This is a genomic window from Streptosporangium sp. NPDC087985, from assembly GCF_044741965.1.
Lineage (GTDB): Bacteria > Actinomycetota > Actinomycetes > Streptosporangiales > Streptosporangiaceae > Streptosporangium.
Genome location: NZ_JBIUTQ010000015.1, coordinates 93160 through 104639, shown reverse-complemented (window position 1 = coordinate 104639; position 11480 = coordinate 93160). Strand labels below are relative to the sequence as shown.

Genomic DNA, 11480 nt, shown 5'->3' with positions numbered 1-11480 from the left:
TCCATTCTGTTTGGCGATTCTGTGAGAGCGCTCTCTGGAGCATCATGTTTGTCTGAGTCGCATGTCAAGCAAAATGGAGCTGTAACCGTAATATCACGGTTATTGACATCGGAGAGTGTGCAGTCGATTCTCTCCAGAGAGCGCTCTCATGCTTCCCGGAAACTTTATATGGAGGAAGGTTCATGTCGCTCCTCTCACGTGCCAACCGCGTCACCCTGGTGGCGGGCACCATTGGGCTGGCACTGGTCGCCACCGCCTGCGGATCCCCGGAGGCCAAGCCATCGGCGGACGGAGGCGGCAGCAGCAGCAGCGCGTCAGCTGAATGCGCGGCCTTCAGTAAGTATGGCGACCACGCCGGTAAGACCGTCAGTGTCTACTCCCCGATCCGCGACGTTGAGGCAGACCTCTTCGAGCAGGCGTGGAAGCCGTTCGCGACGTGTACAGGGATGAAGATCAGCTATGAGGGCACCGGCGAGTTCGAGGCCCAGATCCAGGTGCGCGCCGACGGCGGCAACCCGCCGGACATCGCCTTCTTCCCGCAGCCGGGTCTGCTGGAGCGTTTCGCCAAGGCAGGCAAGCTCAAGGCCGCCTCGGACGAGGTGAAGAAGCTGACCGGCGAGGGCTGGTCGCCTGACTGGGCCAAGTACGCGACCGTCGACGGCACCTTCTACGGCGCGCCGCTGGGTGCCAGCGTGAAGTCCTTCGTCTGGTACTCGCCGAAGATGTTCAAGGAGAAGGGCTGGACCGTCCCCACGACCTGGGACGAGCTGATGACCCTCAGCAGCACCATCGCCGACTCCGGCATCAAGCCGTGGTGCGCCGGCATCGAGTCTGGTGACGCGACCGGCTGGCCGGCCACGGACTGGATCGAGGACCTCATGCTCCGCGAGGTCGGTCCCGAGGGCTACGACGACTGGGTGAGCCACAAGCTCGCGTTCAACGACCCCAAGGTCGTCGCGGCGGTGGACAAGGTCGGTGCGATCCTCAAGAACGAGAAGTTCGTCAACGGTGGCTACGGCCCGGTGAAGTCGATCGCCAGCACGGCCTTCCAGGAGGGCGGTGTCCCGATCACGCAGGGCAAGTGCGCGCTGCACCGTCAGGCGTCCTTCTACGCCAACTTCTGGCCCGAGGGCACGAAGGTGGCCGAGGACGGCGACGTGTTCGCCTTCTACCTGCCCGGCAACGACCCGGCCAAGAAGCCGGTCCTCGGTGCGGGCGAGTTCGTGGCGGCCTTCGCCGACCGTCCCGAAGTCCAGGCCATGCAGGCATACCTCGCCTCTGCGGAGTTCCCCGCGGCCCGGATGAAGCTGGGCACCTACGTCACCGCGCGCAAGGGCGTGGACCCGGCCCTGGCGCAGAACCCGATCGACAAGCTCTCCATGGAGATGCTGCAGGACCCGAGCACGATCTTCCGGTTCGACGGCTCGGACCTGATGCCGGCCGCGGTCGGTGCGGGCACCTTCTGGAAGGGCATGACCGACTGGATCAACGGCAAGGACACCAAGACCGTCCTCGACTACATCGACGCCTCTTGGCCTAAGTCCTAATCTCCACCGACATGTCCGGTTCCGTGCAGTCTGCGGGACCGGACATGTCGTCCCCTCGGCCCGATCCTTCCTGGAGATCCCTCCGATGGACTTCGACTTTGCCGCCGAACTGCCTAAGTTCGTCCAACTGCTGATCGGCGTCGCCGCCTTCCTCGTGGTGGTCGCGGTGATCCTGTTGCTGGTCGACCGCGCCCCGATGCGGCGGCGGGCCTGGTCCCACGCGACGATCCTGCTCCTGCCCGCGCTCGCCCTCCTCGGCATCGGCCTGGTGGTGCCCGCCATACGGACGACCCTGCTGTCGTTCATGAGTGGCGACGGCACGCAGTGGGTGGGCCTGACCAACTACGCCTGGATGTTCACCCAGCCCGAGGCCCTGATCGTGCTGCGCAACACGCTCATCTGGGTCCTGCTCGTGCCGGTGGTGGTGACCTCGGTCGGGCTGATCTACGCGGTCATCGTGGACCGGACCCGGTTCGAGTCGATCGCCAAGTCGCTGGTCTTCCTGCCGATGGCGATCTCCTTCGTCGGCGCCAGCATCATCTGGCGGTTCATCTACGCCTACCGCGCCGAGGACCAGGACCAGATCGGCCTGCTCAACCAGCTCGTGGTCCTCCTGGGCGGCGAACCCCAGCAGTGGCTGCAGGAGCCCCCGCTGAACACCCTGTTCCTGATCGCGGTGATGGTCTGGATCCAGGCGGGCTTCGCCACCGTGGTGCTCTCCGCCGCGATCAAGGGAATTCCGGCCGAGATCGTCGAGGCCGCCCGGCTGGACGGGGCGAGCCCGACGCAAATGTTCTTCCGCGTGACGCTGCCCTCCATCCGCTCGGCTGTGGTCGTGGTCATGGTCACCCAGTCGATCGCCACGCTGAAGCTGTTCGACGTCGTGCGCACGATGACCGGCGGCCAGTTCGACACCAGCGTCATCGCCAACGAGATGTACAACCAGGCGTTCCGGTATGGCGAGACCGGCAAGGGCGCGGCGCTCGCGGTCTTCCTGTTCGCCCTGGTAACGCCCATTGTGATCTACCAGATCCGCCAGCGTCGGGAGGCCCGGTGAGCGAGCGAGCCGACATGCAGAGGCGAGCCGACGTACACGGCGCCACGGCAGCGTGGCCGGCGAAGGAGTCCGCGTGACCACATTGACCGAGACCGTGGCGCGCCCCCAGGCCATGACCGCGCCGCAGCGCGTCCGGCGGAGGCTGAGTGGCAAGATCGCCAGCGCGGTCGCGATCGTCATCGCGGTCCTGTGGACCACCCCGACCTTCGGCCTGCTGCTCTCCTCGCTGCGCCCGGAGGACCAGATCAAGTCCACCGGCTGGTGGACGTTCTTCTCCGATCCGCAGCTCACCCTGGAGAACTACCGGCAGGTGCTGTTCGGCACCTCCTCGTCCTCCGGCCAGATGGCCAGCTTCCTGATCAACTCCATCGTCATCACGATCCCCTCGGTGCTCCTCCCGCTGGCCCTGGCCACCTTCGCCGCCTACGCGCTGGCCTGGCTGCCGTTCCGGGGACGCGAATGGATCTACATCGGCATCTTCGCGCTCCAGATCGTGCCGCTGCAGATGGCGCTGGTCCCGCTGCTGTCGTTCTTCTCCCAGGGCGTGGACGTCTTCGGCGTCCACCTCCTGCCTGCCTGGGATCTGGAGGGCCCCGGCCGCTTCGTCCAGGTCTGGTTCGCCCACACCTGCTTCGCGCTGCCGCTGGGCATCTTCCTGATCCACAACTTCATGTCCGAGCTGCCCGGTGAGCTGATGGAGGCCGCCAGGGTGGACGGCGCCACCCACGGCACGATCCTGCGCAAGCTCGTCCTGCCCCTGGTCGGGCCCGCGCTGGCCACCTTCGGCATCTTCCAGTTCCTCTGGGTCTGGAACGACCTGCTGGTGGCCCTGATCTTCGCCGGCGGCACCGCGGAGACCGCTCCGATGACGGTACGGCTGGCACAGATGGCGGGCACGAAGGGCAACGAGTGGCAGCGCCTGACCTCGGGCGCGTTCGTCTCGGTGATCATCCCGTTGATCGTCTTCCTGTCGATGCAGCGTTACTTCGTCCGCGGTCTGCTGGCGGGCAGCGTCAAGGGCTGAGCTCACCGGGGAGGTCCGGGACCGGTGCTCAGGTCCCGGACCCGGCCGGGGCGTGCGGTCCGGGAGTTACCAGCTCTGGTGGAGCGGCATGCCCTCGGCGTAGCCGGACGAGCTCTGGATGCCGACCACCGCGCGCTCGTGGAACTCCCGCAGCGTGGCGGCGCCCGCGTAGGTGCACGAGGAGCGCAGACCGGCCACGATGGCGTCGATCTGGTCCTCGACGCTGGGCCGTACCGGGTCGAGATACATCCGGGAGGTGGAGATGCCCTCCTCGAACAGCGCCTTGCGCGCCCGCTCGAAGGGGGAGTCCTCGGCGGTGCGGAGCTTCACCGCGCGGGCCGAGGCCATGCCGAAGTTCTCCTTGTACTTACGGCCGTCGGCGTCGGTGCGGGTGTCGCCGGGAGACTCGTAGGTCCCGGCGAACCAGGAGCCGATCATCACGTTGGCCGCTCCGGCGGCCAGGGCCAGGGCCACGTCGCGGGGGTGCCGTACGCCGCCGTCGGCCCAGATGTGACGGCCGAGGCGACGGGCCTCGGCGGCGCACTCCAGGACGGCGGAGAACTGCGGGCGGCCGACGCCGGTCATCATCCGGGTGGTGCACATCGCCCCCGGGCCGACACCGACCTTGAGGATGTCGGCTCCGGCCTCGACCAGATCGCGCACCCCCTCGGCGGTGACGACGTTGCCCGCCGCCACCGGCACGCCCGGGTCGAGCGCCCTGACCGACCGCAGCGCACTGAACATTTTCTCCTGGTGCCCGTGGGCGGTGTCCACCACCAGGCAGTCGATCCCGGCTTCGAGAAGCTCCTTGGCCTTGGCTGCCACATCACCGTTGACACCGACGGCCGCGGCGACGCGCAGTCTGCCGGAGGCGTCGAGCGCGGGCCTGTACAGCGTGGCCCGGAGCGCGCCCGTCCGGGTCAGGATGCCGACCAGCCGGCCCTCGCCGTCGACGATCGGGGCGAGCCGGTGGCGGCCGCCGTGGAGCCGGTCGAAGGCCTCGTGCGGGTCGAGCCCGGCGGGCAGGGTGAGCAGGTGGTCGGACATGACCTGGGAGAGCTGCGTGTACATGTCCACGCCGCTGCAGTCGCCCTCGGTGACCACGCCGACCGGCCGGTTCTCCCAGTCGACGATGATGATCGCGCCGTGGGCCCGCTTGGGCAGCAGGTTGAGCGCCTCACCGACGGTGGCGTGCGGGGTGAGCGTGAGCGGTGTGTCGTGGACCAGGTCCCGGGCCTTGACCCAGCTGACGACGTCCGCGACGACGTCGATCGGAATGTCCTGCGGAATCACGGCGATGCCGCCGCGCCGAGCGATGGTCTCGGCCATCCGGCGTCCCGCGACCGCCGTCATGTTGGCGACCACGATCGGGATCGTGGTGCCGGTGCCGTCGTCGGTCGACAGGTCGACGGTGAGCCGGGAACCGATGGAGGACCGCGACGGGACCATGAACACGTCGCTGTAGGTCAGGTCGTAGGCGGGCACCATCTCATTGAGAAACTTCACGTTCGTTCACCTTATCCGGTGCATAGTCCATGGTGGACGTTCCCTGTCTGAGGAGTCCCCAAGGGGGTTCACCAGTCGAAACGGAGACTAAGATCCCATTTGCTCGAATTCAACGGGGGTGGCCATGAGGAGGCGCTGTGATCGTTGTTGATCGGCCCGAGATGATCGTCGTTGGCCATGCCGTACGGACCTCGAACGCCGATGAGACGGAGCCCGGCAGGGGACGGCTCGGTGCGCTGTGGGCGCGGGCGGGGGTGCCCGGTGCCTTCGCGCATGTTCCCGGGCGGGTGGACGAGAACGTCTACGCCGTGCTGACCGACTACGAGAGCGACCACCACGGCGCCTACACGCAGATCGTCGGGGTGGCCGTCCGTACCGCCGCGGCGCTGCCCGAGGGCATGGTCGCGGTCCGGGTGCCCGGGGTCCAGGCACTGAAACTGGAGGCCCGCGGGCCGATGCCGGGGGCGCTCCTGGAGGCCTGGCAGCGGCTGTGGAAGCACACCGAGTCCGGCGGCACCCCGCCCCGCGCCTTCACCACCGATGTGGAGGTCCACCACCGTGACGGCGTGGACCTCTACGCCGCGGTGTTCCCGTCGATGGGCTGACCGTCCACTGCCCGGCCGGGGGTTTCGCCGCTCCGGCCGGGCCCGCCGTGCTGTCCGCCCTCGTCGGCTCGGTCGTCTCCGTCATCCAGGTCGTCATCGTCGTCCGGCGGCGGGTCTGTCATCTGCCAGCCCGCGATGAGCGACGGCAGGATGAGATGCGTCGCGATCACACTCAGTACGAGCATCGTGATCGCCGCCGCCGGGATCTGGACGACCGTCTCGCCTCTGGGCACGGCCAGCGAGAGCAGCACGCCGAGCACGATGAGGACCGCCGTGGTTCCCCGGCGTGCCTCGACCTGGACCTTCTGGCGCTCGCGGGACTGGCGTTCGTCCAGGTAACGCTCGGCGAGCCCGACCATGCCGCGGGTGGCCCCGATCAGCGCCGCGTAGACCACGAGGTAGATCACCAGTGCGGCGCCCAGCAGGGCGAAGGTGGTCCACATGGCGGCAGTGCTCGGCGCCAGATACAGGCACACGATCGCGCTGATCCAGATCAGCCCGGCGGATCCGGTGCCCATCCCGACGAGGATCCGACGGCGCCTGCGGGTCGCATACCACGGGCGCGGGGGCCAGCCACCGCGGCAGTGGGTCTCCAGCTGCTTGGGGGTCAGCTCACCCATCACTTCACCTCACTGCCCAGCCGGGGGAACGGCTTCAGAGAGAAAAGGACTTCCATCGGCACCTCGAAATACTCGGCGATGCGCAGGGCGAGGAACAGGCTCGGGCTGTACTCGCCGCGCTCCAGGTAGCCGATCGTCTGGTAGTGGACGCCCAGCGCGGTCGCCAGAGCCTTGCGCGAGACACCGCGCTCGGCTCTCAGCACCGAGATCCGGTTGTACACGTCTTCCGCGGACATTCCAGTAGTCTCCCAGCACTCATGATCCCTACACGGCGAGCTGCCGCTCGGCGAGCCGTGATCCGGACTCACGGCGGGTGACCCGGCGGATCAGCCCCGGCGCGAGCAGCATCCCGGCGAGCGCCCACGTCGCCAGCCCGGCGGCCACCCAGGGCAGGCGCCAGCTCCCGCCGATCTCGGCGGCGAGCATGGCGTCGGGCATGAACGCCGCACGGAGGCCGAGTCCCTGCCAGTAGAGCGGGAACGCCTGGGAGATCCACTGGACGGCCTCGGGCATGAACGTGACGGGGACCATGACCCCCGAGGTGACCATCAGGACCATCATCGGCAGTCCCAGCAGGCCCGCCGCGGCCTTCGGCCCGGGGACCAGGCAGCCGATGACCGCCCCCAGCGGCACCACGGCGACCGTGCCCAGCGGCAGCACCCAGGCCAGGGTCAGCCAGTCGCGGGGCGGTGTCACCCCGCCCATGGCGACGCCGGTACCCACGATCAGCACGCTCTGCACGGTGATCTGGCACAGGATCGTCACAGCCCGTCCGGTGAGGTAGGCCGGGACCCCGCCGGGGATGGTCCGCAGCCGCAGGAGCGTCCCCTCCTCGCGGTCGGCGGCGATCGCCATGGGGAGGGTCATCAGGCCGTTGGAGAAGACGGTGAAGGCCAGGAACCCGACCGTCATGAACGTGCCCTGGGAGACGCCCGTCTCCCCGACCTGACCGTCGCCGATCCAGAGCAGCAGCAGGGCGAAGACCCCCACCGTGCCGACCAGGTTGGTGATCAGTTCCTTGCGGTCCTTGACCAGGTGCAGGTGCTCTCTCCAGCCGCGTCGCAGGCCGATACGGAGTGCTCTGACGTTCATGCCGCCCTCCCGATGAGGCTCAGGTAGTTCTCCTCCAGCGACGGGCGCCGGATCTCCAGGCCGGGCACCGGGCCGTCGAACCTGCGGTGCAGCTCCCACGCCACCCGGGACGGGTCCGGCGTGGTCAGGACCCGCTCTCGCCCGTCCTCCAGCCAGCGGACGCGCGAGTCCGCCTGTACGGCCTCCGCCAGCTCGGACGGGGTCCCGCACACGGCGATCTCCCCGCCGACCAGGATCGCGGTCCGGTGCGCCAGCTTCTCCGCCTCGGCGAGGTCGTGCGTGGTCAGCAGCACCGTGAGGCCCTCGTCGGCAGCCAGCTTCTCGACCAGCAGATGGAACTCCCGGCGCGCCTCCGGGTCGAACCCGGTCGTCGGTTCGTCGAGGAACAGCAGCTCGGGGCGGCCCACGATGCCCAGCGCGACGTCCAGCCGGCGGCGCTGGCCGCCCGACAGGCGGCTCGCCCGCTGTCCGGCCTGCGAGGTCAGGCCGAGCGCGGCCAGCAGCTCGTCCGGGTCGCGAGGGTCGTCGTAGAACTCGCCGAGGTGGGCCAGGAGATCCCTGGCGCTCCACCGGGGGTGGTCGCGCCAGCTCTGCAGCACGATCCCGAGCCTGGCCCGCCAGGCGTCGGTGCCGTGTGCGGGGTCTGTCCCCAGCACGCTCACCTCGCCCGCGGACCTGTTCCTGAAGCCCTCCAGGATCTCGACCGTGGTGGTCTTGCCGGCTCCGTTGGGCCCCAGCAGCGTGAAGATCTCGCCGCGCTCGATCTCAAGGTCGACTCCCCGTAACACCTCGGCCGCGCCGTATGTCATCCGCAGCCCGCGGACGCTCACCGCAGTACTCATATGTGTGAATGTAGTACATCTACTACATTACAAACAATCTCTATGACGAAAGGCGGTACACCTGTGCCAGGTATACCGCCCTTGAAACGGGATGGTCAGGCGAGCACTCCCGCCGCGCGCAGTCTGGCGGCGGCCTCCTCCGGCAGGCCCCAGGAGGACAGGTCCGTCAGCCGGGTCGCGGGGGAGAGGTCCTGCCCGGCCACGCCCAGCAGGCGCGGTGCGGGGGCGGGCTGCCGGACGCCGCCGACCTCGACGAAGGTGCCGCGGGCCCGGTTGTGCGGATGGCCGGCGGCCTCGGTCATCTCCAGTACGGGGGAGACGCACGCGTCCGAACCGTCGAACACCGTCTCCCATTCGGCGCGGGTCCTGGACCGGAACGCCTCGGCCAGCCGCTCGCGCAGCGCGGGCCACTGGGATCTGTCATTCCGGTCGGGCAGGTCCTCAAGTCCCATCAGTCTGACCATCTCCGCCCAGAACTGCGGCTCCAGCGCCCCGACCGCGAGGAAGCGGCCGTCGGCTGTCTCGTAGGTGTCGTACATGGGTGCGCCGGTGTCGAGAAGGTTGGTCCCGCGTGGACCCCAGAGGCCGCTCTGGACGCCCTGGTAGAACATCGCGAACAGGGCCGCCGCTCCGTCGACCATGGCCGCGTCGATCACTCTGCCCTCGCCGGTCCGCTCCCGTTCGATGAGTGCCAGCAGCACGCCGTACGCCAGCATCAGGCCGCCCCCGGCGAAGTCGCCGAGGATGTTGATCGGCGGGGTGGGCCTGTCGCCCTCGCGGCCCAGCATCGACAGGATGCCGGAGATCGCGATGTAGTCGATGTCGTGCCCGGCGGTCGGCGCCAGCGGGCCCTCCTGGCCCCAGCCGGTCATCCGCCCGTAGATCAGCCGCGGGTTGACCGCGTGCAGGTCGGCGGGGCCGATGCCGAGCCGCTCGGCCACTCCCGGCCGGTAGACCTCGATGACCACGTCGGCCTTCCCGGCCAGTTCCTTGAACGCCGCCACACCATCGGGTGACTTCAGGTCGAGGCCGATCGTCCGCTTGCCCCGGTCCATCACGTCGGCGCGTGGCCGGTCGCCCGCGGCGGCGACGGCGGCGGTGCGCTCCACCCTCAGCACCTCCGCGCCGTGGTCGGCCAGCATCATCCCGGCGAACGGCCCGGGGGCCAGGCCGGCCAGCTCCAGCACGCGTACTCCGGCCAGCGGGCCCTTCCTGGTCACGCGCTCCATCGGCATCTCCTCGGGTGCGGTGTCAACTCTGTCCGGAGCGGCTCCATCAAGCAATCGCTTGGTGGCATGCAACCTTCCCCGCAGGGCAAGTAGAACAACATTCGGCTTTCCATGGCAAGACATGCGGCGCGAGGCCGCGTGGCGCGTTGGTGTATGGGAAACTTGCGCCCTGGCCGAATGGGATCTAGGGGTTGCGTGATGACATATCCGCACAGTGAACGGGTGCTCGCTGGGCGTTACCGCCTGCTGAGGGAACTCGGCCGGGGCGGCATGGGCGTGGTGTGGGAGGGATACGACACGCTCCTGGACCGTCCGGTCGCCGTCAAGGAGGTGCTGCTCCCGCCGAACCTCGCCCCGGCGGAGCACGAGCGCCAGCTGGCCCGCACCTCGCGTGAGGCCAGGACCGCGGCCCGGCTCAACCACCGGGGCATCGTGGCGGTCTACGACGTCGCCGAGCAGGACGGCCGCCCCTGGATCGTCATGGAGCTGGTCAGGGCCCAGGGCCTGGACGAGTTCGGTCCCCTGCCGGTCCAGCAGGTCGCCGACATCGGCCGCCAGGTGCTGTCGGCGCTCCAGGCCGCGCACGAGGCCGGGATCCTGCACCGCGACGTCAAACCCAGCAACATCCTCATCGCCCCCGACGGCAGAGCCGTGCTGACCGACTTCGGCATCGCGACCGTGGAAGGCGACACCTCGCTGACCCAGACCGGCATGGTGACGGGCTCGCCCAGTTTCCTGCCGCCGGAACGTGCCACGGGCGAAGAGGCCGGTCCCTGGTCTGACCTGTGGGCGCTTGGTGCCACCCTCTATGCGGCGCTGCTGGGTCACGGCCCCTTCGAGCGCGTCACCGCCATCGCCACCCTCGGGGCACTGCTCACCGAGGAGCCCGACTTCAGCAGGGTCCCCCCCGAGATGCGGGAGGTGCTCACCGGGATGCTCCAGCGCGATCCCGCCCACCGGCTGAGCCCCGAGCAGACCGACATGCTCCTGGCGGAGGCGAGCGGGGCCCCCGTGGAGGGGCCTCGCCGTACCGAGCGGTACCGCAGGCGGCAGGCGCCCACCTCGACGATGCCCGCCCGGCGGCGGCGGGACCACAGCCGCGGAAGGGTCCCGTTGATCGTGGTCGCCGTGCTGGTCCTGGCCGCGGGGGGAGCGGCGGCGGCCGTGGCGATGACGCGGACCGACGAGCCGGAGGCCCAGCAGGCCGCCCCTGTCTCGGACACCGCCACCGCCGACGCCGTGGTCGCCGAGACGGAGCCGCCGAGCGAGTCACCTTCCCCGAGCCCGTCAAGGAGCCGGCCCTCCGCAGGGGCCACGCAGCAGTTGAAACTGTGGTCGGCCAGCGCCCCGGAGAACTGGTCCATCCGGTATCCGGCCGACTGGAAGGGGGACTGGGCCGCAGAGACGGGCTACACCCAGTGGCTGCGCCGCGACGGTGGCGCGCACATGTCGGTGGAGGTGCTTCCCGGCCCCTACGACGGCCTGGACTCGCTCCAGGAGGACGTCAGATCGGACGTCGCGCAGTGGAGCGAGATCCTCTCCGACAGCACCTCGCGGGTCCCCTTGGCCTACGGCGCCGGGCTCCAGTGGGAGTTCACCTGGAAGATGAAGGACAGCGGCGGCGTGCCGTGGGCCCGGTCCGGTGTGACCTATCACGAGGTACGCCGGTTCATCGGGGTCGGCGACACGGTCATGGTGCTGAGCTGGACCACCACCGGCGCCGAGTGGAAGAGCCAGACGCCCCGGATGAGCCAGGTCTTCAACAGCTTCCACCCACGCGGAGGCGAGTGACGTGATCCGGAGGGTGCCGGCGCTGCCCGAGGAGACGCCGCACAGCCTGTCCGGTCCGCCAGACGGGCGGGTCAACGTGCTCAACGGGTGAGGGCCGGTGCCCCACCGGCCCTCCGAGAGCGTCCATACGTAGAGTTTTCGAGCGTTTAACGTGTCCTACCTGGTTC

The 11480-nt window shown here is 69.2% G+C and carries 11 protein-coding genes; 5 read left to right on the top strand and 6 right to left on the bottom strand.

The features are described from left to right. Nucleotides 1–182 precede the first annotated feature (182 nt). The 3 genes from ACIN94_RS24165 (at nucleotide 183) to ACIN94_RS24155 (ending at nucleotide 3628) form a co-directional block, all read left to right on the top strand. Nucleotides 183–1547, top strand: coding sequence for an ABC transporter substrate-binding protein (locus ACIN94_RS24165; protein WP_400709959.1), 1365 nt, complete (start codon nucleotides 183–185; stop codon nucleotides 1545–1547). A gap of 85 nt (nucleotides 1548–1632) precedes the next feature. Continuing rightward, nucleotides 1633–2604 (top strand): carbohydrate ABC transporter permease, encoded by a 972-nt coding sequence (locus ACIN94_RS24160; RefSeq protein WP_400709956.1) that lies wholly within the window; start codon nucleotides 1633–1635, stop codon nucleotides 2602–2604. A 112-nt stretch (nucleotides 2605–2716) separates the two neighbouring features. Further along, nucleotides 2717–3628, top strand: coding sequence for a carbohydrate ABC transporter permease (locus ACIN94_RS24155; RefSeq protein ID WP_400710174.1), 912 nt, complete (start codon nucleotides 2717–2719; stop codon nucleotides 3626–3628). 66 nt (nucleotides 3629–3694) lie between these two features. Here the strand turns inward: ACIN94_RS24155 and ACIN94_RS24150 are convergent, their stop codons facing one another. Next, nucleotides 3695–5134: a GuaB1 family IMP dehydrogenase-related protein gene (locus ACIN94_RS24150; protein WP_400709953.1), complete on the bottom strand. Its 1440-nt coding sequence runs from the start codon at nucleotides 5132–5134 to the stop codon at nucleotides 3695–3697. 137 nt (nucleotides 5135–5271) lie between these two features. On the opposite strand from ACIN94_RS24150, the gene ACIN94_RS24145 reads away from it, so the two are divergent. After that, nucleotides 5272–5739, top strand: a complete 468-nt coding sequence (locus tag ACIN94_RS24145; RefSeq protein ID WP_400709950.1) for a GyrI-like domain-containing protein — start codon at nucleotides 5272–5274, stop codon at nucleotides 5737–5739. Here the strand turns inward: ACIN94_RS24145 and ACIN94_RS24140 are convergent. From ACIN94_RS24140 to ACIN94_RS24120, 5 genes are all read right to left on the bottom strand, one after another. Next, nucleotides 5709–6359: a hypothetical protein gene (locus tag ACIN94_RS24140; RefSeq protein ID WP_400709947.1), complete on the bottom strand. Its 651-nt coding sequence runs from the start codon at nucleotides 6357–6359 to the stop codon at nucleotides 5709–5711. The genes ACIN94_RS24145 and ACIN94_RS24140 overlap by 31 nt on opposite strands. Beyond that, on the bottom strand, nucleotides 6359–6595 hold the full coding sequence (locus ACIN94_RS24135) for a helix-turn-helix transcriptional regulator (RefSeq protein WP_400709944.1): 237 nt from the start codon (nucleotides 6593–6595) through the stop codon (nucleotides 6359–6361). Before ACIN94_RS24135 ends, ACIN94_RS24140 begins: the two co-directional genes overlap by 1 nt. Before the next feature lie 28 nt (nucleotides 6596–6623). Then, on the bottom strand, nucleotides 6624–7451 hold the full coding sequence (locus tag ACIN94_RS24130; RefSeq protein ID WP_400709941.1) for an ABC transporter permease: 828 nt from the start codon (nucleotides 7449–7451) through the stop codon (nucleotides 6624–6626). Next, nucleotides 7448–8293, bottom strand: coding sequence for an ABC transporter ATP-binding protein (locus ACIN94_RS24125; protein WP_400709938.1), 846 nt, complete (start codon nucleotides 8291–8293; stop codon nucleotides 7448–7450). Before ACIN94_RS24125 ends, ACIN94_RS24130 begins: the two co-directional genes overlap by 4 nt. A 95-nt stretch (nucleotides 8294–8388) precedes the next feature. Beyond that, nucleotides 8389–9522 (bottom strand): CaiB/BaiF CoA transferase family protein, encoded by a 1134-nt coding sequence (locus ACIN94_RS24120; RefSeq protein ID WP_400709935.1) that lies wholly within the window; start codon nucleotides 9520–9522, stop codon nucleotides 8389–8391. Nucleotides 9523–9744: 222 nt separating this feature from the next. On the opposite strand from ACIN94_RS24120, the gene ACIN94_RS24115 reads away from it, so the two are divergent. Next, nucleotides 9745–11313, top strand: a complete 1569-nt coding sequence (locus ACIN94_RS24115; RefSeq protein WP_400709932.1) for a serine/threonine-protein kinase — start codon at nucleotides 9745–9747, stop codon at nucleotides 11311–11313. The last annotated feature ends 167 nt before the right edge of the window (nucleotides 11314–11480 follow it).

Coding starts and splice junctions, on each gene's coding strand:
- ACIN94_RS24165 (WP_400709959.1), top strand. CDS start 183: ATGTCGCTCCTCTCACGTGCCAACCGCGTCACCCTGGTGGCGGGCACC.
- ACIN94_RS24160 (WP_400709956.1), top strand. CDS start 1,633: ATGGACTTCGACTTTGCCGCCGAACTGCCTAAGTTCGTCCAACTGCTG.
- ACIN94_RS24155 (WP_400710174.1), top strand. CDS start 2,717: ATGACCGCGCCGCAGCGCGTCCGGCGGAGGCTGAGTGGCAAGATCGCC.
- ACIN94_RS24140 (WP_400709947.1), bottom strand. CDS start 6,359: ATGGGTGAGCTGACCCCCAAGCAGCTGGAGACCCACTGCCGCGGTGGC.
- ACIN94_RS24135 (WP_400709944.1), bottom strand. CDS start 6,595: ATGTCCGCGGAAGACGTGTACAACCGGATCTCGGTGCTGAGAGCCGAG.
- ACIN94_RS24130 (WP_400709941.1), bottom strand. CDS start 7,451: ATGAACGTCAGAGCACTCCGTATCGGCCTGCGACGCGGCTGGAGAGAG.
- ACIN94_RS24125 (WP_400709938.1), bottom strand. CDS start 8,293: ATGAGTACTGCGGTGAGCGTCCGCGGGCTGCGGATGACATACGGCGCG.
- ACIN94_RS24120 (WP_400709935.1), bottom strand. CDS start 9,522: ATGGAGCGCGTGACCAGGAAGGGCCCGCTGGCCGGAGTACGCGTGCTG.